This window comes from Rhizobium sp. WSM1328, assembly GCF_057653715.1.
In genome coordinates this window covers 379,954-401,425 of sequence record NZ_JBYGKO010000002.1, presented here as the reverse complement: position 1 = coordinate 401,425, position 21,472 = coordinate 379,954, and the positions used below count along the sequence as shown (strand labels likewise).

Genomic DNA, 21,472 nt, shown 5'->3' with positions numbered 1-21,472 from the left:
CGCGTCGCCATCGCAGGAGCCTGGAAGTCAGCCGCCTGACGCTTGGGGATCACCATGTCGAAGCTCTTCCCGCGTCTGTTTTCGCCGATCGGCCTGCGCGGACACACCTTGCGCAACAGGATCGTCTTCGGAGCGCATACGGCAAACATGGCGAGCGACGGTGTACCCGGCGAACGCCACGTCGCCTATTATGCCGAGCGCGCGATCGGTGGCGCCGCGATGATCGTGGTCGAACCGATGCCGGTGCATCCCGCGGCCGTGCTGACGCGCGGAAATTTTCTTCCCGGCGACGACAGCGTGATCCCTCAATTCAGCAAGGTCACGACCGCGATCAAGGAAAACGGCGCGGTCGCGATCCAGCAGCTCTACCATGTCGGCGCGCATGGGGATTCCGACAATTCATACCACCCGCATTGGTCTCCTTCCGGCTTGCCCAGTTATCACGACAGCGATGGCTCGCATTCCATGAGCGAGGCTGAGATTTGGGAAACCATCGACGGCTTCGTGCAGGCGGCGCGGCGCTGTCGCGAGGCCGGTTTCGATGGCGTCGAAGTCTGGGCGGCCTATCTCGGCCTGATCGAGCAGTTCTGGACGCCTTGGTCGAACCGGCGAGAGGATCAATGGGGTGGTTCGCTGGAGAACCGGACCCGCTTCTCGCGGGAAATCATGAGCCGCATCCGGGCAGTGTGCGGTCAGGATTTCATCATCGGGCTTGCGATCAGCGATGAGCCCGATCATAGCGTCGCGCTGACGCGGGACGAGCTTGCCGAGATCGTCGCTCTCCATGACGAACTCCGTCTCGTCGACTATGTGACCTGCGGTTCGGGCGGCTATCTCGACTTCCACAAGCTGATGCCGACATTTCTCTACCAGGAGAAGCTCGGCGCCGATCTTGCCGCAACGATCAGGCGATCGGTCAAACATGCGCTCGTCATTGCCGAAAGCCATATCAGAACGCCGGAGAACGGCGAAACCGTTCTTGGAGAAGGAGCGGCGGACCTCGTCTCGATCGTGCGCGGCCAGATTGCCGATCCGCATCTGGCTCGAAAAGCCGGTGAAGACCGCCCCGACGATGTTCGTGGCTGCATTTCGTGCAACCAGATGTGCTGGGGCCGGCGTTCGCGCGATTATTGGATAAGCTGCCTCATCAACCCATCGGCCGGACGGGAATATCAATGGGGCGGCGACCGCTTCGCACCGGCCGGCCAGCCGAGGACGGTGCTGGTGGTCGGCGCCGGGCCTGCGGGTCTGGAAGCCGCCCGCGCCGCCGCCGAAAGGGGCCACCGGGTCATCCTCGCGGAAGCATCCAGCCGGCTCGGCGGCAATTTCCTGCTCGCCGGCATGCAGCCTCGCCGGGCGCAAATCCTCGACCTCATCGGCTGGTACGAGCGGCAACTGACGAAGCTCGGTGTCGATATCCGGCTCAACTCTTATGTCGAGGCATCGGATGTCGAGGCCATCGGCGCAGACGCCGTCATCCTGGCAACGGGTTCCTATTCACCCGAAACCGGCTTCCAGAAGGCTCTGCCCTCAGTTGCGACGCTGCCCGGTATCGAAAAAGGAAACGTCTTCACCGTCGAGGCCGTCATGGCGCGGCAGTCAAGGCCGGGGAAGAGAGTTCTGCTGCTGGACGAGGGCGGCGGCTGGCGCGGCTGCGGAACCGCCTGGAAGCTCGCCGAAGATGGGCACCTGGTGACGATGCTCTCGCCCGACCCGTTCATCGGCAAAGAGCTTCAGCGCACCACCGCCGACGTCCCGCTGCGCCGGACGTTGAAGACGCTGGGCGTCAAATGGCTTCTGGAGGTCAGCGTGCTGGAATGGCACGGTAATGGCGTCACCCTGCTGGATCACAATACCGGCGAGCGTTTCTTCGAGGAAGGCGACAGCCTGGTGCTCGCCACCACCAATGCGGCAGCAAATTGGTTGGGCGATGAACTGCGTTCAAACGATCGTCAGGTGGTGGAGATCGGGGACTGCGCTGCGCCGCGCCAGGCGCCTTATGCCTTCTATGAGGGCAGACGAGCGGCATTGGCGCTGTGATGGCCGGGCAGAAGATGAGAATGCCGATCGACGAGCTCCGCCAACTGGCGCTCGAAGCCTGTCTCGCCTGCGGCGGCGGCCCGGCCATGGCGAAGGCGCTTGTCGATGCAACGCTCTCGGCCGCCTGCTTCGGGCGCACTGAGCTCGGTTTTCCGCATTTCGTCGATTATCTCACCAGCCTGCGCGACGGGCGGATCAATGGCGACGCCAAGCCCCGCTTCAACCATGTGCTGCCGGCCCTGATCCAGGCCGATGCGGACGGCGGCATAGCGCAGCTCGGGTTTGATCTCATTTACGACGACTTCGTAAAGTGCGTGAAAACCTTCGGCATCTCAGTCCTTACGCAAAGAAACAGCTATACCGCCGGGGAATTGGGATACTACGTCCGGCGCCTCGCTCAGGACGGGTTGATATCCATCGCCGCTGCCAACGGACCGGCCTTGATGGCCGCCGCCGAGGGCGGCGAGCGCGTCTACTGCACCAATCCGCTCGCCTTCGGCGTGCCCATGCCGGAACCCTTGCCGCCTGTCGTCATCGACCAGGCGACGAGTGCGACGGCGTTCATAACGCTTGCCGAGGCGGCAAAGGCGCAATTGCCGATCGCTCACGGCATGGCCATCGACGAAACCGGCGCCATCACCACCGATCCTGTTAAGGCGATGCTCGGTGCTCTCCTGCCCTTCGGCGGTTACAAGGGCGGCAATATCGCCCTTATCGTCGAGATGCTTTCGGCGGGTCTTTCCGGGGCCGCGTGGTCGCTCGATGCCGGCCACTTTCTCTCGGGCGAGCACCCGGTGAATGCGGGAATGACGGTGATCGCGCTCTTTCCCACGGCTGCGGATTCGGATTTCCCGGAGCGCGCCAAGGCTCAATTGGAACGGCTGCGTTCCAGGGGAGTCCGTATCCCCGGAGACAGGACGATGCCCGCGAGCGTCGCGGAAACCGATCGTCTTGACGTCGACATAGGCGTGTTGGAAACGATCCGTCGCTTGTGCCTTCAGTGAGAAAATCATTGCTCAACGGAAACAACCGAATGCATCGCGCCCGGCGGCATCATGCCGGCATTCATTGCGCGCAACAGGCGGCTTCAGCGGGACCGGTTCATGTACATTTTGCGCAAGATCAGTCCAGACTGCGTCACGAAAAGCCGGTTGGCCGACAATATCGGGGCCAGACAATTGCTCCATAGCTAAGGAACAGTAAGATGAAACCCGACCAAGGCCATGATGGTTTGCGGTCTAAAAGCCAAGCCCATCCATCCCATGACCCCCCAAAGGATGGAAGGGATCTTACATACGCACTCCATCCCGTGCGTATGCCTGCATGCCTGTCTGCCTGCCGAAGGCCATCTTTAAGCGGTCCACTAAGAACCTTCGGCAGGCGACTGCGCGGCTCTCGAATGGGGCGTTCTCTATAAGTTTCAGATGATGCGCATCTCGGCCAGATCGCCGCGGTCACCCTGCGGCGCGGCGGATACAGCTGTAGAATCGCTCCATCAGCGTGATCGTTTGCCAGCGGGTTGTCGTTATGACCGGCAGCGTGAAGTCTTGCCAATGGCCGCGGGTTCTGTCAGTTCCTGATCTGGATGGGAACTAATGCATTCAACGGGCTGGTCTTTTTGACGTTTACCGTGCCCGGATTCGGCCTGCATCAGCTAGCGCAAGCCGCTGACCTCGATGCCGATAGCACGCGGAGATCCACCTGCTCTGCTGCAAGCTGCTGCACTTTATCCAATAATCGCCTAATATACATCCAAGCCCCGCTCATCCGCTCCATCTGCGGACTCAGATGGAGCGCCGCGGCGGGGGACGACCATCCATGACGACCGGCAAGGCTGGCAGAGGTACGCGCACAAATCCGAGATTCGGGTCGGCCGCGCGTCGCGCTGGCACCTGCGAGCCTTGGAAAAGAGCATGCCGAAACAGCCGGGCCGAACAATGGGAGCAGCATGACTGAAAATAGCCCTCCCCCATTTTCATTTCGATTTAGTGGTTCGTCCTTCGACAACATGGTCGAAACGCTGGGCGGCGCTTTTGGCGCATTTGATGCCGAGCCCGTCGGCCGCGCCAAGGACTTCCATTGGGGATTGGATTTCTCGGTCTGTGACAAAGCCGTCCTGCTCACCGGTTATCATGAGGCGGAGTTTCAGTTCAATATCGAGCCGACCGTCGATACGGCGGAGTATCTGTCGATCGTCGTGCCGCGCAGCGGCGGCATGGGGGTAACCTATGGATCGTCCCGCATCGCCGAGGCCGGGCAAGGAAAATTGCTTCTCTATAACAATTTCGAACCCAACAGCGTCATCATGCATGGGCAATCGAACGTCATCGACGAGTTGCTGATCAACTGGCCTGTCATCCTGCAGACGATCGGCCAGACGTTCGAGATGCCGTTCAGCGGCTCTCTCGATCTGCTGCCCGAACTGGATCTGTCCAAGCCAGCCGGCCGGTTGATCGGCAACCTCACGGAAACGATCATCTCAGGCATGCGCGACGATGGCCCCTTGCTGCAGTCGCCGATCGCCATGGCGCATATGACGCAGGCGCTCGCCGATCTGGTGGTGCGCCTGGTGCCGCACCGGCTGTCGCATTTCCTGGAGAATCGCCCCGCCCTGATCGCCCCCCGGCATGTCCGCAGGGCGATCGAATTCATGCACGCCAATATCGATCAGCCGATCACCATGCCGAAGGTGGCCGAAGCCGCCGGCGTATCCAGCCGGGCGCTCGAGACCGGTTTTCGTGCGTTCAGGGGAACCTCCCCCGCCGCCTATCTGCTGACGCTTCGGCTGCGTGCCGCGCGCCAGGATCTGCTTGATCCCGAGAGCAAGGAGACCATGAAGGCCATCTGCCTCAAATGGGGCTTCTTTCATTTCGGCCGGTTTTCGGCAGTCTATAAAACCACATACGGAGAATACCCTTCCGACACCAGGAAGCGCGTGATCCGTCGATAGCGGCCATGGCTTGCGGCATAGGGGTGTTTACGCCTCATCCGGCGGCGGCAATGTGTAGTGCACTCGCATCGTCCTTAGATCCCGCTTCACGATCTGCAGCACCCCTTCGCGTTCCGCCAGGACGTTGAGCTCCCGGAGCACGAGAGAATGCGCGATCCCCAGCATGCGCGCAAAGGCGCGGCTGTCACCCGCTATCCCCAATTCCGCGGCGACAAGACCGGCCTGTATGGATGTCAGCCTGATATCCCTGCCTTGCGCCGCAGCGACGAGGGCAAGAAAACGATCGGCCTCGGAGGCCTCTTGGCTCACGCGGCTTGTCGCCGGCGGAAGGACACCATGATCGATTTCGAGGTGGGCGTATCGCTTTCCACGCCCGCGCTGCCAAGCGGCACGAGCACGTTCAGCTCGGGATAGTAACCCGCGATGCTTCCTCGCGGAATGTCATAGGGCACAAAGCGGAAATTCTCGGCGATGCGCTCGATACCGTCATCATGCTCGCCGACCACGTCGATCCGATCACCGGCCTCGGCATTCATCGCCTTGAGGTCGGCTGGATGAATGAAGATGACCTGCCGCTCCCCGTAGACGCCGCGATATCGGTCACCGAGACCGTAGACCGTCGTATTGTATTGATCGTGCGACCGGAACGTCTGCAGGGCGAAACGCCCCTCACCCTTTCGCGCCCGCTGATGCACCGTCTCCTCCGGAAGCGCTTCGCAAGAAAATGATGCCTTGCCTGCCGGCGTATCCCACTCCCGATGGGCTGCCGTATTGCGCAGGTGGAAACCGCGCGGTTTGCGCAAGCGCGCATTGTAATTTTCGAAGCCTGGAATGGTCGCCTCGATATGATCGCGGATACGGTCGTGGTCGTCGGCAAGCTCTGCCCAGTCGACCACGGCGGAGCCGACCGTCGCCTGTGCAATGCCGGCGATGATGGCGACTTCCGAGAGGAGATGCGGCGAGGCCGGACGATTGATGCCGGCAGACCCATGCACCATGCTCATCGAATCCTCGACGCTTATAAGCTGGGAGTTGCCCGCCGCGTTCAGATCCATCTCGGTGCGTCCGAGGCACGGCAGGATGAAGGCCACCTCGCCGGGCATGAGATGCGAATGGTTGGGCTTGGTGGCGATGTGCACCGTCAGCTTCAGCCGCCGCAACGCCTTTTCAACGAGCGCGCTGTCGGGCGTGGCGCGGGCAAAATTGCCGCCAAGCCCGATGAAGGCCTCGGCCGAGCCATCGAGCATCGCGCCGATCGCGGCAAGGACATTGTGACCATGTTCGCGAGGAACGGTGAAGCGGAAATGCTTCTCCAGCGCATCGAGGAAATCGTCCGCCGGCTTTTCGTTGATGCCGACGGTGCGGTCGCCCTGCACGTTGGAATGGCCGCGAACCGGGCAAAGGCCGGCACCCGTCCGGCCGATATTACCGCGCAGGAACATGAAATTGGCGATCTCGCAAATTGTCGCCACGGAATGCAGATGCTGGGTCACGCCCATCGCCCAGGTGCAGATGACCCGCTCGGCGTTGATATAGACATCGGCTGCCCGTTCGATCTCCTGCCGGCTCAGTCCCGATTGGTCCTCGATCTCAGCCCAGCTCGTCGCCTCGACCGCCGCCCGGTATTCGACAAAACCCGCGCAGTGTTCGACAAGAAATGCGTGGTCGAGAACGAAGGGCAGGCCGGCGGCGACGGCTGCGTCTTCCGCGGCCAGCACGGCCTTCGCCATCCCACGCACCGCGGCCATGTCGCCGCCGAGCTGCGGTTGCAGATAAAGGCTGGCGATATCGGTCGAGCCGCCGCGCAGCATCTCGACCTTGTCCTGCGGGTCGGAGAAGCGCTCCAGGCCGCGTTCGCGGATGGGATTGAAGACGACGACGCGCGCGCCGCGGATCGCCGCCCGGCGCAAATCGCCGAGCATCCTCGGATGGTTGGTGCCCGGGTTCTGCCCGATCACGAAGATCGCATCGGCCTCTTCGAAATCCTCCAGCAGCACGGTACCCTTGCCGACACCGACCGCCTGGCGCATGGCGATGCCGCTCGCCTCGTGGCACATGTTGGAGCAGTCGGGAAAATTGTTGGTGCCGTAGACGCGCACGAACAGCTGGTACAGGAAGGCGGCCTCGTTGCTCGTCCGGCCCGACGTGTAGAATTCCGCCCGGTTGGGGCTATCGAACCCCCTCAGGATGCTGCCGATCTCGGCAAAGGCGTCCGCCCACGCGACCGGCAGGTAACGGTCGCTCGCCGCATCGTAGCGCATCGGATGCGTGAGGCGGCCATTGAGTTCCAGTTCATAGTCCGTCAACTGGCGAAGCTGCGATACAGTCCTTTCCGCGAAGAAGGCGGGCGTGGCCCGTTTCTCCGTCGCCTCCCAGGCGACGGCCTTCACGCCGTTCTCGCAGAATTCGAACGACGATCCGTGCTCCGGATCGCCCCAGGCGCAGCCCGGGCAGTCGAACCCATCCGGCTGGTTCGCCTTCAGCATCGTCCGCGCCCCTGAAATCGGCATGCCGCTTTGCAGCAAGCGCTTGCCGCAGCTCTTCAAAGCGCCCCAGCCCCCGGCTGCTGCCGACTTCTTACCAATGAATTTTGTGTCCATGCGCCCTGTATTGTCGAAGCGGGGAAAACATCAAGGGCGCACGCGCGATGGCTCGATAGGAAAAACCTATCAAGGATTCAATCTAACCAACGTCCTTGATGGCGTGCCGCTCCTCGGGCGAATGTGCCAGGATGCGATTGCGGCCTTGAGTCTTGGCGTCGTAGAGCGCGGCATCGGCCTCGCTCAGGAGGCGGTTCGGGTTGATCCTCAAGGTGGCTCCCGTCGCACAGGATATGCCGATGCTGGCGGTCACCCGGCCGAATTCGCTGCCGGTATGAACGATATTCTCCTGGCTTAGGAGACGCGCGAACTGTTCGGCAACGATCATCGCCCCTTTCGCACTGGTCGCAGGCAGCAGAACCACGAATTCCTCTCCGCCGTAGCGTGCGACGATGTCGGCCGGGCGGCTTACGGACTGGCGAAGACACCTGCTGACGACACGCAGGCACTGGTCTCCGGCGGGATGACCATAGGTGTCGTTATAGGCCTTGAAGCGGTCGATATCGACCATCAGAAGGCTGAACGGCGTGTTTTTCCTGGCGCTGCCTGCGGTCTCGCGGGCGAAAGCCTCGTCGAAGGCCCGGCGGTTGACCATGCCGGTGAGCCCGTCGGTCTCGGCGAGGGACTTCAGCTGCTCCGCCGACAGCCGGAGGGCGATTTCCGCCTGCTTGGTCGCCGTGATGTCGGAGACAACGGCCATCGCCGTGCCGTCTTCCGCTAACCTTGTCCGGATGCTGCGCCAGTCGCCGTTGTGAAGCTGAACCTCTTCGTCCTTGTTGCTGTGCAACGTCGCACTGACGGACCTGATCCACTCTTCGCGGTCAGCGTCCGGGATACCCGTGCGCTCGCCGGTTTCGGCAACGCGGCGAAGGATGTCGCTGATATGAGCGCCAACCACGCGGGCGTCTCCGGATAGCGGAAAGGCGGCGCGATACTGGTCGTTGCAAAAAACCAGAAAACCCTTGCTGTCGTACATGGCGATGCCATCGGACATGCCGGCCATCGCATGTGACAGCAGGTTCTTGCTCTTGCGCAATTCCCGCTCCAGAGCAGTCCGCTCCGTCACGTCACGCGTGACGCCGGCCAGCCCGATCACCCGTCCCTGCCTATCCTTCAGCGGCACCTTGGAGGCGAGCAGGTATCTGTCTTCGACACGCTCGACGGAGTCGATCAGGGGCACCCCGGTGTCCATGACCTGCTGTTCGAGATAATAAAATTCTTCGGCGCGCGGCCGCGAGATAAGATTGAAATCCGACAATCCGGTCATCTCCGCCGTGGTTCTGAAACGAAAAAGGCGGATCATATTTTCGTTGACGGTGATGAACCGGCTGTTTCGGTCCTTCACGTAGAGATAATCGGGCGACTGCGAAAATGCGGTCACCAGGATGCTTCGCTCCAGCTCCCATTGTTGCGTCTTCAACAGAACGAAACCACACAGCACCGCCGCCAGGCAGTTCAATACCGTCATCGGCAGACCGATGATGGCCAATACGCGGGCGTGGACCAGGGTGGGAAGCACCGCCATCAAAACAATAAGTGCGCCGCCGAGCGCGAGGCTCAGCAGCGCAACGTCTATGAGCTCGGGAGATCTCTTGCGGATCCAGACGTTGGCAGCCAGGCCGATACCGGTCGCGACAGCAATTGCGATCAGACCGTCGATCATTGCCGCGCCGCCGACCCAGAAGCGGAAGACTATCGCCAGCGACGCCGCGAAGGCCGCCGCGATCGGTCCGCCGAACATGCCCGCCAAAGCAAGCGGCGAAAAGCGGATGTCGATATAAATACCGGGATTGACTTCGACGGCCAGCAATATGGACCCGATGGAGGCGCCGCCGGCTATGATTCCGAAGGCGATTTTTTCCTGTGTGACCGAACGACGCTGAAATTGGATCGAGAAATGCGCCCAGAGCGAAATCGCCAGGCACACGAATGACAGGTTGCCACCGAATTGCGTCCAGATGCCATTCACTGCGTTGGATCCACCTTCCAATACATGTACCGAACCAATCATAGGGCAACACTGGTTTGAGCTTCGTTAAATCAAAGACCTATCAAGCCATATTCCTTCGCAGACGCGTCTCCCGGCCGGTCGGCAGCAATGCGACGACAGGAAAGCAGGCGTCCGCCCCGACGATCAGTTATGGGCAGAGAGGCCCGCTGCCAGATTTGGCAACATCTATGGAAAGGTCGCGCTCCAGCACGGCAAGAGACATCATGTCCGCAACGCCCTGCGGTTCAACGGCTAGCAGCCGCTGCATAAGGCATATTTAACAACACCATCCTCTGCGTCGGGACACATATCCCAATGACACAATATAGCGTTATCCGGATAAGCCTGCGCAATCGGGCCATTCGTTGCAAGCAGCCATCCCATGCCGCCAGCAGCCGCGCCTGCCGACGGCATCGTCCAACGCTTCTTCGACTACTTGCAGATCGCCGCCGCCAAGAAGCCACGCATCGCATCGCCATAGGGCGGCCGCATCATGTATTCCGCTTCCACCATCCTGCTCTGGTGATAGACGGCGCGCGGATGCGAGAAGGCGAGGAAGCCGAATTTGCCGTGATAGGAACCCATGCCCGAATGGCCGACGCCGCCGAAGGGCAGGCCTTCCGCCGTGACGTGGCTCATGCAGTCGTTGACCGTCACCCCGCCGGAGGTCGTATTGTCGAGCACGCGGGCCTCCTCCTGCTGATCCTGGCTGAAGTAATAGAGAGCGAGCGGGCGCGGCCTGGCATTGATGCGATCGATGACGTCGGCGATATCGCGATAGGGAAGGACCGGCAGCACCGGTCCGAAGATTTCCTCCTGCAGCACGTGCATCTCTTCCGTGGGATCGAGTATTAAGGTCGGAGGCATGCGGTGGGCCGATTGCTGGGAGAAATTCTCTGCCGCCGGGTTGATCTCGACGATCCTCGCGCCCTTGGCCCTGGCATCGTCGATCAGGCCCTGGATGCGGGCGTGATGGCGAGCATTGACGATCGAGGTGTAGTCAGGATTTTCCTTCAGCGCCGGATACATCGCGCCGACCGCCGCGACCGCGTGGCCGGCAAAGGCTTCGACGCTTTCCTCGGGCACATAGACATGATCAGGTGCAAGGCAGATCTGGCCGGCGTTCAGCGTCTTGACGGTCATGACCCGGCGCGCCGCGTCTGCGAGGTCGCCCGAGCGGCCGACGATGACGGGCGACTTTCCGCCGAGCTCCAGCGTCAGCGGCGTCAGGTTTTCCGCCGCCGCGCGCATGACATGATGGGCGACCGCGGTTCCGCCGGTGAAGATCAGGTGGTCGAAGGCAAGGGATGTAAAGGCCGTGCCCGTCGCCGATCCGCCCTGAACGACTGATATTTCCGTTTCGTCGAAGGCCCCGGCAATGAGTTCCGCCATCAATTCGGCCGAGGCCGGCGTCACCTCCGACGGCTTGATCATGGCGCGATTGCCGGCGGCGAGAATGCCGGCAAGCGGCGCGAGGGCGAGCTGATAGGGGAAATTCCAAGGGCTCAGGATCCCGACAACTCCCTTCGGCTGATAGACCACTTCGGCCACCGCGTCCGGGAACAATGCTTCGTGCTGCTCGGGCTTCAGCCATTCGGCAAGATGGGCCTTGGCATATTTGAGCGAACCGACGCAGGTAAAGACGTCGAGAAGCAGGCTCGCCTCGACGCTGCGGCTGCCGAAATCGTCCGACAAAGCAGCGGCAATCGCATCCTTATGGTCGACGAGAAGGGCGATGACGCGGTCGATGCGATCGATGCGGGTGTCGATGCCGGGCGGCCCTTCCCTCAGGAAAGACGCCCTTTGCCGGCCAAGCAGCGCCTTCATGACATCGGGGCTGGTATCGGTGGCGATTGCGGTGACGGTGTTCATTGTTTCCTCCCTTGAACGGTGTCAGACGGCCGGCTGACGCACGACCGGTTTCAGCACGATGCCCTTTTCCGAATCCTCCACCGCCTGGTTGATATCGGCGAAATCATAGAAGGTGATCAGCCTGTCGAAGGGGAAGCGGCCCTGCCAATGGAGGTCGATCAACAACGGGATCAGCACGTCGGGATTGGAATCGCCCTCGACGATGCCGCGGACCCGGCGCCCGCCGGACAGGATATGGGTGAGGTCGAGCGTCAGCGTTGAGCCCTGGGGCGAGGCCCCGACGATGCCGCAGGTGCCGCGCGGCGCCAGCACCCGCACGCACTGGTAGATGACGGCGGGCACGCCGGAGGCATCGATCGAATAATCGACGCCAGCGCCGGTCAGCGCCATGATCGCGGCAACCGCGTCGCTCGCCCTGCCGTTGATGATGTCGGTCGCGCCGAGTTCCGCCGCAAGCGCCAGCCGCGTCTCGTTGACATCGACGGCGATGATCCGTGACGCGCCGACGATCCGCGCCGCCATCACGGCGGCAAGCCCGACGGAGCCCATGCCGAAAACCGCGAGCACCTTTCCCGGTTCGATCTTCAGCGCATTCATGACCGCGCCGGCGCCGGTCTGGATGCCGCAGGCGAGCGGCCCGAGCAGCGCTAGGTTCGCTTCCTTCGGCACTTTCACGATATTGCGCTCATGGCACAGCGCGTGGCTGGCGAAGGAGGATTGCCCGAAAATATTGCCGTGAACCCGCTCGCCCTCGCATGAGATCCCGCTCGAACCATCGGCGCGCGCGCCGAAGAAGTTGCGCGGGAAGAATTCGTGGCAATAGGTCTCCTCGTGATCGTTGCAGCTCGGGCAATGACCGCAGGAATTGAAGGTCATGACCACGTGATCGCCGGGCTTGACCTTGGCAACGCCCGGCCCGACACGCTCGACGATGCCGGCGCCTTCATGGCCGAGCACGACCGGCTGCGGCACCGGCAGGTGCTGGTCACGCATGACGATATCGGTGTGGCAAACCCCTGTTGCCACGACGCGAACCAGGATCTCACCCTCGCGCGGCTCCTCCAGATCGAGCCTTTCCAGCGAAAACGGCGTATGGCGCGCACGCGCCACCGCAGCATGGATTTTCATTGCTTTCCTCCTCCCGATGATCGGCTCGTCAACGGCTATCAGCGGTCGCGCTTGTAGGCGCCGAGCCCCGGCTGATAGGTCTTGTCGTCGAGGAACTGCTTCAGCCCCTTGTCGCGTCCCTTGGTCTTGTCGAGAAACAGCATCTGCTCCAGCTTGGCGTAGATGTAATCGTCGGCGAGATCCCAGGGCAGGTTGCGCACGCGCTTGTAGGTGTCCTTGGCGGCCTTCAGCGTCACCGGGTTCTTTTCGAGCAGGCTGGCGCAGATCTTGCGGACCCGGATTTCCAGCTCCGCCAGCGGCACCGCCTCGTTGACGAGACCCATTTCGGCGGCCTTGCGCCCGCCGAACAACTCGCCGGTCATGATGTAATAGAGAGCGTCGCGATGGCGCATCACTTCGGCGACCGCGCGGGTGACATTGCCGCCCGGCAGAATGCCCCAGTTGATCTCGGAAAGGCCGAAATTCGCCTCCTCAGCGGCGATGGCGAGATCGCAGGAAACCAGCGGCGTGAAGGCGCCGCCGAAGCACCAGCCGTTGACCATGGCGATCGTCGGCTTTTCGAAATACATCAGCCGGCCCCACCAGTTGCCGGACTGGCGCCGCGCCTTCAGCGTGACGTCACGCGGCTTGTCGTCATTGTCGCGAAAATATTCCTTCAGATCCATGCCGGCGGACCAGGATTCGCCGGCGCCGCGCAGGACGAGGACGCCGCAGCGCTCGTCGCCCTCGAGCTCGTCGAGCACTTCGAGCATCCTGATATTCAGGGCCGGATTCATCGCATTGCGCTTTTCCGGACGGTTGAGGGTCACGAAGGCGATGCCGTTGTCGAACTCGACCCGAACCGGCGATTGCATATCGGTCATGAGATTACTCCATGGGTTTCGGCGTGAATGCCGGGGCCGCGTCACAGGGCCTGTCGTTGAAGGGTTTCATCTGAATGGAACTGGCGCAGGACATGTTTCTGCACCTTGCCGGAGGCGGTGCGGGGAATGGCCTCGATGAAGAGGATGCGGGCCGGACGCTTGAAGGCGGCGAGCCTTACCGCGCAATAGCCGGCGATCTCATCGCCCGTTGCCACGGCACCCGGCCGCAGCACGACATAAGCCACACCGCATTCGCCCCAGCGGATATCGGGAAGGCCGACGACCGCGGCGTCGAGGATATCGGGATGACTTGCGAGTGCGGCTTCGACCTCGGCGGGATAAACATTCTCACCGCCGCTGATGTACATGTCCTTCAGCCGGTCGACGATGCGATAGAAGCCGTTCGCTTCGCGCCGGCCGAGATCGCCGGTGCGGTACCAGCCGTCGGTGAAGGCGGCAGCGGTTTCCTGAGGTTTGTTCCAATAGCCCGGCGTCACCGCCGGCCCGCGCAGCCAGAGTTCGCCGATCTCGCCTTCATCAACCTCGCGGCCGTCCTCGCCGACGATGCGAATGTCGAGCAAGGGTGCCGGAAGACCGACGCTGCCGGGATTGTCCTGCACGGCGCGCCGGTCGATCGGCACGTGCAGCACCGTTCCGGCCTCGCTCATGCCATAACCGTTGACCAGCGCAACGCCGTCGTCGAGATAGCTTTCGATCAGCGCCTGCGTCAGCGGCGCGCCGCCGACAAAGAGCGCATGCACGCCGGCGAGCGCCGCGGCGCTGTAGGCGGGATCGTTGCGCAAGGCGAGCGCGATCTGCGGCACGGCAAAATAATGGGTGATGGCACGCTGCCGGTCGGCAAGGGCAGCGAGCGTGCGCGCCGGCGTGAAGCGATCGGAGACGACGAGCGTGCCGCCCAGCATCAATGTGGTGCGCGCGACGGCAATCAGCCCGATCGTGTGGAAGAACGGCAGGTCGCACAGGGCGACGGATCCCGGCCCGATCTCTCCGACGACGGAAAAATTAATGGCGGCAAAAAAAGCGTTGCGGCGGGTGATGACGACGCCCTTCGGCTGTCCCGTCGTGCCCGAGGTGTAGAGAAGGACGCAGGCTCCATCGGCATCGGCGGACACCGGCGCGGCCGGAAGGCTTGCCTCGATCCGCGCGGCGAGCCCGGCCGGGCCGTCGGCCGTCGATATCACCGCCATCTGAGCATCGGCGCTCGCAAGGCTGGCGACGGTTGCCGCGAACTCCTCGTCGTGAACGAGCAGAACCGGCGCGCAATCGGCAAGGATCGGCCGAAGCTCGGCGGCGTTGAGGCGCCAGTTGAGCGGCACGTAGATGGCGCCGGCACGCTGGCAGGCAAAGGCAAGCACGATCGAATCCATCGAGTTGCGCGCCAGCATGGCGACACGCGCGCCATCGCGGCGCGCTCCGAGCACATCGCTGAGGAAGCGGGTGCAGCGGGCGATCCGCGTATCGAGCTCGGCAAAGGTGAGCTGCCTGTTGGTGGCGATCTCGAACAGAGCGGGACGGTCCGGTGCGACGCGGGCGCGGTAAAGGATCGGATCATCCGTCACCAGTCCGCAATCCGCCGACGAAGCCATCCCGGAAAAGGAATGCGCCATTTTCTCCTCCCATGCCCACCGCTCCCCGCGGCAGGCATCACATTTGTATGTAACACATACTAATATCTTTTCCCGGAAAGATGCAAGAGGCTGTTTAAGACAAATCCGATCGCGCGAATGGCGCGAGGAAATCCGCACTACCGATATTGACTAACCTGCTGATTTTGATGGTTATGGCGCCTGGACGAGGCGAGAACGAACGATGGCGACAAAATCACCGCAGGACGATTTAGAGGGTGAAGATGCTCCCGCGACACCGGGCCTCGACGTCGGCCGGCTTGGCGATCTGCTGGGATTTCATCTCCGCATGGCCCATGTCGCGATCTATCGCGACTTCGCCGAAACCATGGAGGAACTGGCGCTGACGCAAAAGCAGCTGGCGGTGATGGAACTCGTCGCCGGCAATCCGGGCGCATCGCAGATCGACCTTGCCAATACACTCGGCACCGACCGGGCGACGATGATGGCCCTCGTCAATAGGCTGGCAGCCCGCGACCTGATCGAGCGCCGCCCCTCCGCGGCCGACCGCCGCCGCCAGGAACTTCATCTGACGAGGGCGGGACACGCAATGCTCGCGCGGGCGCGTGAGCTGATCGATAGGCACGAGCAGCGTTTCATCGAGCTGTTTTCGCGCGACGAACTGGACGCGCTGCTGGCGGCGCTGAAGCGGATATACAAGGGGAACTGAAACCCGCCTTCGCTTGGGAAGCGAGCAGCATCCAAGCCTTTAGATTTCTATTGCGTAACCCCCGTGTTATGATCCCCATCCTGGCGTCGTCCGCCGTGGGTTCTGCACACGGAGACTTGTCTCATGAGCGAAGTGGACGTACTTTTTGCCTCCCTGCGACAGGCGGCTGACCCGCAGACGGTCGAGTGCATCGAAAACGTCGTCACGCATGGCTCGGATCGTGAGCTCAATCGCATCAATGCGCTCGCTTTCGCCGATAAGCATGATCTCGACCAAGAGAAAACCATCGCCGCGTTTCTGCATGCAGCCCGCATAGGCGCATTCGAGATGACCTGGAATGTCCTTTGCCCGGGATGCGGCGGCGTCCTCGACAGCGGCGCAACCCTCAAAACCGTCGTCCACGAGACCTATCATTGCGCGCTCTGCGCGGCCGGATACGAGCCGACCCTCGACGAGATGGTCGAGGTCACGTTTACAGTCAGCCCGCGCGTACGCAGGATTGCCGGTCACGATCCCGATCGGTTGCCGCCGCTTGAATACTACCGCCAGATCTTCTTCAGCTCCGGGGTCGACCTGCCTGACGATCTCGAAGCGAGGTTTTCACGCATCCAGCTGGAGATGATCGAGCTGGCTCCGGGCGAAAAGGCCTTCGTCTCCCTGCAACTGCCGGCGCAGTTCGTCATCATCTTCGATCCGGTCACACACTCGGCGCAGTTCATCGACGTGCAGGGTGAGCCGACCGACGAACGTCAAAACCTCTCGATGATCATCAGTCGGACGCATGCGCTGAACGAAACGCTGACCCTGCGCCCGGGCTCACTGCGGCTCACCCTCGAAAACCACACCGATCGCAGAGTGGTGCCGAACGTCTGCATCGCGGGAGACGAGCTGCACGACCTCTTGGGCCGCAGGCGGCCTTTCCTGACAGCCAAGCGACTGCTGACGAACCAGAGCTTCCGGGACATCTATCGGACCGACACACTCGACGTCGACCAGCGCCTCAAGATCACCAGCCTGACCTTCCTCTTCACCGACTTGAGGGGCTCCACCGCGCTTTACGAGCGCGTCGGAGATCTTGCCGCTTTCGATCTGGTGCGAGCGCATTTCCGGGTTCTACACGAGATCGTCGCCACAGAGGCCGGAGCAGTCGTCAAGACCATAGGCGATGCCGTGATGGCGACCTTTCCAAGCCCGGACCGTGCGGTGGCGGCCGCACTCAAGATGCGCGAGGCCATGCTTCGGTTAAATGCCGAACACGGCAGCGACGATCTTCTGCTGAAGATCGGCATCCATGAGGGGCCATGCCTCGCGGTCAACCTGAACGACCGCCAGGACTACTTCGGCCAGACCGTTAATATCGCGTCGCGCGTCCAGGGCCTTGCCGATCCCAATGTGATCATGACGACGGAGGCGATCGTCGAGGATGCCCAGGTTTCAGAAATCCTCCGCGACAGCGGCATCACATCGGCCTCCCGAATGGCGGAGCTCCAGGGAATCGGGCGCGAGGTGAGGATTTTTGCGCTGTCGTGAGCTTGCTCTTCTCTTCAGCCTCGAGCCACCTTCAGCGGTTTCCGCTAAGGGGCCAAAGCGGGCAAAACGGTAGGTCGGGAGGGAGCGCCCACCATCACCTAAAAAGCCTTAAAAAACGTCTGGGATGGTTAGGGGGACACGATGTCTCCCTTTAGTGTCTCCGCATCGCATAGGCTCATTGAGCAGGCAACAGACGGCTTTGGATGGAGATGCACGCCAAGCATTATGGGGGCAATTGGCAGAATCCGGCCCGCTGTACGCGTAGTATCCTGCGGATGAGATGGAGCCTCTAATTCCGGATCTTTGATATCGCAGCCTTTAGTTGCAAAGGTTTACGCCATCCTTGACGATCACTGCCCATTTAGGACCGAGTACCTCGCGAGCGGACACTGCTTGATTGCTGCCCGGCTCGCCGTCCTTGAACATCACCACGCCAATAGACTGGTCGTGTGAGCCGCCATAGATGATCGGGCCCGACGTGTAAGTTGTCGTCGCATTGACCGTGCCATAGCCACCATAGGAGTTTATGGTGCCGTAGGTGTTGTAATGTCCTGGCATCTGAGTTGCCGTTACGTTGCTTGCTGCCGCCGCAGACGTGATGATGTAACGATCATAGCCCGCCTTGATGGTCTCGACGGCAGCCTGCTTCTGTGCAGCCTTCGCCGCCCCCACGCTGCCGCACATCGGCTCTGCGCTAGTCTGAATTATCATTTGGTTCTTGGACACTCGCATAGCGCTAGATTGAACGCAGGAACTCAACAGCACGGCGAAAGCCGAGACCGCAACAGTTGTTCTAAACATAAATTTTCCCCAACCTCAACGCGTGCACAATGCCCGGATACATCAACAAGTCAACGGGTTGGCCCGGCTAACTGTCCACACTACCTAGCGTTGACATCTGAAAATATTCGAAAAATTATGGGCGATGAGAGATCGTCCACCATCCGCTGATTGTTTGAGCGTCCGCTTTTGGCGGGGTCCTAAGCGGTCATTAGAGGAAAGCATCCCGGCCCAAGCGTCCTTCACATAGCCCCGCCCCGAAGACGCACGACATCCTTCGAGGGTGGTAGCCCAAATTGCCTGGCGTATTCCCGGCTGAACTGGTTCGGGCTTTCATACCCGACGCCGAAGGCGACCGATGTCGCGGTTCCTTCCCCAGCCATTAGAAGCGTCCGCGCATGCAGCAACCGGACCTGCTTCTGGTATTGGATCGGGCTCAATGCTGTGACCGCCTTGAAGTGACGATGGAAGGCCGAGACACTCAGGGCCGCCATCTCGGCCAGAGCCTCAACACGGAGAGGCTTGGCGAAGTTCTCTCGAATCCAACGGATCGCTGCACCGATCCTTGAGAGTGCAGCATCGGGCGCGGCGATGTCGCGCAGCATCCAGCCAAGCGGCCCCTGCAGCACCCTGAACAGGATCTCCCGCTCGTAGGCGGGCGCCAGCACGGCGATCTCGTCCTGACGATCCACCAGTCGGAGCATCCGTACCCAGGCGTCGAGGAATTCGTCGTTCACCGGCGCGACGGAGAAGCCAGAGCCGAACAGCTTGCTGCAGACCTGCACCGGCAGGTCGCTGATGAGGGCTGCGACCGTTGGCGGATGGAGCGTCAGGCTGACCGCAAGATAGGGTTCTCCCGCCGACGAAGGATGCACCGATCCCACTGCCGGAAGATCAACCGACATGACGAAATACGTCGCCGGGTCGTAGGCGAATGTCCGCTCGCCGACCGTCATCGTCTTCGACCCGGTCAGGATCAGGTTGATCATCGGCTGGTAGACAGCAGAAAGCCGATGCTCCGGGATCTCGCCCTGGACCATCGCGACACGGGGAATTCCCGTTTCTGTCCTACGGTTTTCGGCCAAAGAGGCTAGAGCACGTAGTTCCTGAAGCTGCTTTTCCATGGAGGCCACCGTGACAGTTCGAGAAGGCCTCCGCAAGCGTAAAGCAGAAATAGGCAAGCTTCCGAGAGGAATAGGTGAGCGCGCGAGACGGTGCAGGCCTAGCTTCAGTTCATACCAAACGGACAAGGAAGCAGCCATGAAGATCGTCATCGTCACCGGAGGAAGCCGGGGTCTTGGAGCCAGCACAGCCATCGAATGCGCGGATAAGGGAATGGGCGTCATCCTCACTTATAACAGTAACCCCGTAAAAGCGGACGAGGTTGTGAAGACGATCGCAGAGAACGGCGGCAAGGCCGTTGCCCTGAAACTCGACGTCGGCGATATCGGCGCGTTCCCGGCCTTCCGGGAGGCGGTTGCATCGAAACTGCAGTCCGTCTTCGGTCGGAGCGACTTCGACTATCTCGTCAACAATGCCGGCTACGGCCTCTTCAATCCGATTGCCACGGTGACTGAAGATCAGTTCGACGGCCCCTTCAACGTCCATCTCAAGGGACCGTTCTTCCTGACCCAGATCCTGCTGCCGCTGATGGCCGACGGCGGCCAGATCGTCAACATCACCAGCGCCACGTCGCGCGTGGCGACTGCAGGGGTCGCTCCCTACGCCGCATTCAAGGGTGGTCTTGAAGTCCTGACCCGCTACATGGCCAAGGAGTTCGGTGAGCGGGGCATCCGGGCGAACTCGATAGCACCCGGCGCAATCCGCACCGAACTTGGCGGCGGACTGAACGACGAGTTCGAGGCCATGCTGGCTGGCCAGACCGCGCTCGGCCGCGTTGGCGAGCCTGAAGAGATCGGTGGCGTCGTCGCCAGCCTCCTGTCCTCCGAGAACCGCTGGATCAACGCCCAGAACATCGAGGTTGCGGGCGGCTACATCATCTGAACGAAGGAGAGCAACATGCTCGACCACGTCTTCATTTCTGTCAGCGACGTCGATCGCTCGATCGCCTTCTACGAGGCGGCGCTGGCCCCGCTCGGCATCGTTCACGCCCGCGACTACGAAGGGAAGGACGGCCCTCCCGGTCATCCGGATCTGAAAGGGTTCGGCGCGAACCGCCGGGTCTTCTTCTGGCTCCGTGAAGGCGTGGTCGAAGGCCGCGCAGCCCATATCGGCTTCGTTGCCGATGGCACGTCCCAGGTCGACGCTGCCTTCGCCGCCGCTATTGCGGCAGGCGCCTCGGAAATCCATCCGCCGGGAGCACAGCTCCACTACGATCCCCGTTATTACGCCGCCCAGGTCCGCGATCCGGACGGCTACAGTCTCGAATTCGTCTTCAAGGAATGGCAGCACTGACATGACAAAACTTATGATCTATGGCGCGACCGGCTATACCGGCCGCATGGCGACAGAACACGCAAAGGCGGCAGGTACGCCGATTGTTCTCGCAGGCCGCAACCAAGCCACGCTTTCGAAGCTCTCTGCTGATCTCGGCGCGGAATATCGGGTCTTCGGTTTCGACGGCGCAGATGCGATCGACGACGGTCTGGGCGGCATCTCTGTCCTGCTGAACTGCGCAGGGCCATTCATGCGCACCGCTGATCCGCTGATGAAGGCAGCCATCCGCAATGGGGTTCACTATCTCGACACGGCCGCCGAACTCGACAGCTACCGTCTGGCCGAAATGCTTGACGAAGATGCGAAGGCCGCGGGCGTCATGCTCATGCCGGGCGGTGGCGGCAGTGTTGCCATGCTCGGCAGTCTTGCAGGACATGCGGTCTCGCGGGTGAAAGATCCTCGCAAGATCAGGATCGCGCTGCATGTCGCAGGCGGACTTTCACGAGGATCGGCGATCAGCGCCATGGAAAACGTCACCGTCGAGACCCTGGCGCGTGCAAATGGCGCACTTGTCGCCATTGCAGCCGACGGCATCCGCAAGTTCGATTTCGGCAAGGGCCCGGTCGACTGCTTCCCGGTCACGCTGCCCGATCTCATCACCATCTGGCGGGCGACGGGCGTTCCCGACGTCGAGACCTTCGTGCATGTCACCGGCGATGGATTCCCACAGGGCGATCTGTCTCTCCTCCCGGATGGACCGAGTGCCGAGGAGCGGCTTTCCAACCGTTACCAAGCGGCGGTCGAAGTCACCGACGCAGATGGAAAGACGGTCCATTCTATCCTCGATACGGTCAACGGCTACACTTTCACGGCGATGGCGGCGGCCGAGGCAGGACGGCGTGTTCTGGGTGGCGAATTCCGTCCCGGTTTCCAGACGCCGGCGGCCCTGTTTGGAAGCGGCTTCGCCCAGACCGTTGCCGACACGACGATTGTCGATGTCTGAGGA

At 61.9% G+C, this 21,472-nt stretch carries 17 protein-coding genes; 8 read left to right on the top strand and 9 right to left on the bottom strand.

What is annotated here, in order from left to right:
• Window positions 1-54: 54 nt before the first annotated feature.
• From AC2444_RS25415 to AC2444_RS25405, 3 genes are all read left to right on the top strand, one after another.
• Entirely contained in the window at window positions 55-2,040 is a 1,986-nt protein-coding gene (locus AC2444_RS25415) for an oxidoreductase (RefSeq protein WP_128449237.1), read from the top strand.
• The gene (locus AC2444_RS25410; RefSeq protein ID WP_128449240.1) at window positions 2,040-3,044 is read left to right on the top strand and encodes an Ldh family oxidoreductase; all 1,005 of its coding nucleotides are present in this window, start codon (window positions 2,040-2,042) and stop codon (window positions 3,042-3,044) included. Before AC2444_RS25415 ends, AC2444_RS25410 begins: the two co-directional genes overlap by 1 nt.
• A gap of 944 nt (window positions 3,045-3,988) precedes the next feature.
• A complete protein-coding gene (locus tag AC2444_RS25405) occupies window positions 3,989-4,990 on the top strand; it encodes an AraC family transcriptional regulator (RefSeq protein ID WP_128449243.1) in 1,002 nt (333 codons plus the stop codon).
• Between the two features lie 27 nt (window positions 4,991-5,017).
• On the opposite strand, the gene AC2444_RS25400 is transcribed toward AC2444_RS25405, so the two are convergent.
• From AC2444_RS25400 to AC2444_RS25370, 7 genes are all read right to left on the bottom strand, one after another.
• Entirely contained in the window at window positions 5,018-5,299 is a 282-nt protein-coding gene (locus tag AC2444_RS25400) for a hypothetical protein (protein ID WP_128449245.1), read from the bottom strand.
• On the bottom strand, window positions 5,296-7,590 hold the full coding sequence (locus AC2444_RS25395) for an FdhF/YdeP family oxidoreductase (protein ID WP_128449248.1): 2,295 nt from the start codon (window positions 7,588-7,590) through the stop codon (window positions 5,296-5,298). Before AC2444_RS25395 ends, AC2444_RS25400 begins: the two co-directional genes overlap by 4 nt.
• A gap of 82 nt (window positions 7,591-7,672) precedes the next feature.
• Window positions 7,673-9,601 (bottom strand): diguanylate cyclase, encoded by a 1,929-nt coding sequence (locus tag AC2444_RS25390; protein ID WP_128449250.1) that lies wholly within the window; start codon window positions 9,599-9,601, stop codon window positions 7,673-7,675.
• 411 nt (window positions 9,602-10,012) lie between these two features.
• Window positions 10,013-11,452 carry a coniferyl aldehyde dehydrogenase gene (locus tag AC2444_RS25385; protein ID WP_128449252.1) on the bottom strand — a complete coding sequence of 480 codons (1,440 nt, stop codon included), beginning with the start codon at window positions 11,450-11,452 and terminating at the stop codon, window positions 10,013-10,015.
• Window positions 11,453-11,473: 21 nt separating this feature from the next.
• Window positions 11,474-12,580 carry an NAD(P)-dependent alcohol dehydrogenase gene (locus AC2444_RS25380; RefSeq protein WP_128449255.1) on the bottom strand — a complete coding sequence of 369 codons (1,107 nt, stop codon included), beginning with the start codon at window positions 12,578-12,580 and terminating at the stop codon, window positions 11,474-11,476.
• Window positions 12,581-12,618: 38 nt separating this feature from the next.
• Window positions 12,619-13,443 carry a p-hydroxycinnamoyl CoA hydratase/lyase gene (locus tag AC2444_RS25375; RefSeq protein ID WP_128449257.1) on the bottom strand — a complete coding sequence of 275 codons (825 nt, stop codon included), beginning with the start codon at window positions 13,441-13,443 and terminating at the stop codon, window positions 12,619-12,621.
• Between the two features lie 41 nt (window positions 13,444-13,484).
• On the bottom strand, window positions 13,485-15,071 hold the full coding sequence (locus tag AC2444_RS25370; protein ID WP_128449259.1) for an AMP-binding protein: 1,587 nt from the start codon (window positions 15,069-15,071) through the stop codon (window positions 13,485-13,487).
• A 202-nt stretch (window positions 15,072-15,273) separates the two neighbouring features.
• On the opposite strand from AC2444_RS25370, the gene AC2444_RS25365 reads away from it, so the two are divergent.
• Both AC2444_RS25365 and AC2444_RS25360 read left to right on the top strand, forming a co-directional pair.
• The gene (locus tag AC2444_RS25365; RefSeq protein ID WP_128449262.1) at window positions 15,274-15,759 is read left to right on the top strand and encodes a MarR family winged helix-turn-helix transcriptional regulator; all 486 of its coding nucleotides are present in this window, start codon (window positions 15,274-15,276) and stop codon (window positions 15,757-15,759) included.
• Window positions 15,760-15,882: 123 nt separating this feature from the next.
• Window positions 15,883-17,289 (top strand): adenylate/guanylate cyclase domain-containing protein, encoded by a 1,407-nt coding sequence (locus AC2444_RS25360; protein WP_128449264.1) that lies wholly within the window; start codon window positions 15,883-15,885, stop codon window positions 17,287-17,289.
• A gap of 318 nt (window positions 17,290-17,607) precedes the next feature.
• On the opposite strand, the gene AC2444_RS25355 is transcribed toward AC2444_RS25360, so the two are convergent.
• Window positions 17,608-18,090 (bottom strand): hypothetical protein, encoded by a 483-nt coding sequence (locus tag AC2444_RS25355; RefSeq protein WP_128449266.1) that lies wholly within the window; start codon window positions 18,088-18,090, stop codon window positions 17,608-17,610.
• 221 nt (window positions 18,091-18,311) lie between these two features.
• Complete coding sequence (locus AC2444_RS25350; RefSeq protein ID WP_128449269.1) at window positions 18,312-19,193, bottom strand: AraC family transcriptional regulator; 882 nt, start codon at window positions 19,191-19,193, stop codon at window positions 18,312-18,314.
• 136 nt (window positions 19,194-19,329) lie between these two features.
• Here AC2444_RS25350 and AC2444_RS25345 point away from each other — a divergent pair, with 136 nt between their 5' ends.
• The 3 genes from AC2444_RS25345 to AC2444_RS25335 are packed head-to-tail and all read left to right on the top strand — an operon-like array spanning window position 19,330 to window position 21,469.
• Window positions 19,330-20,073 (top strand): SDR family NAD(P)-dependent oxidoreductase, encoded by a 744-nt coding sequence (locus AC2444_RS25345; protein WP_128449272.1) that lies wholly within the window; start codon window positions 19,330-19,332, stop codon window positions 20,071-20,073.
• Window positions 20,074-20,088: 15 nt separating this feature from the next.
• On the top strand, window positions 20,089-20,484 hold the full coding sequence (locus AC2444_RS25340; protein ID WP_128449275.1) for a VOC family protein: 396 nt from the start codon (window positions 20,089-20,091) through the stop codon (window positions 20,482-20,484).
• 1 nt (window position 20,485) lies between these two features.
• Window positions 20,486-21,469, top strand: a complete 984-nt coding sequence (locus tag AC2444_RS25335; protein WP_128449277.1) for a saccharopine dehydrogenase family protein — start codon at window positions 20,486-20,488, stop codon at window positions 21,467-21,469.
• The last annotated feature ends 3 nt before the right edge of the window (window positions 21,470-21,472 follow it).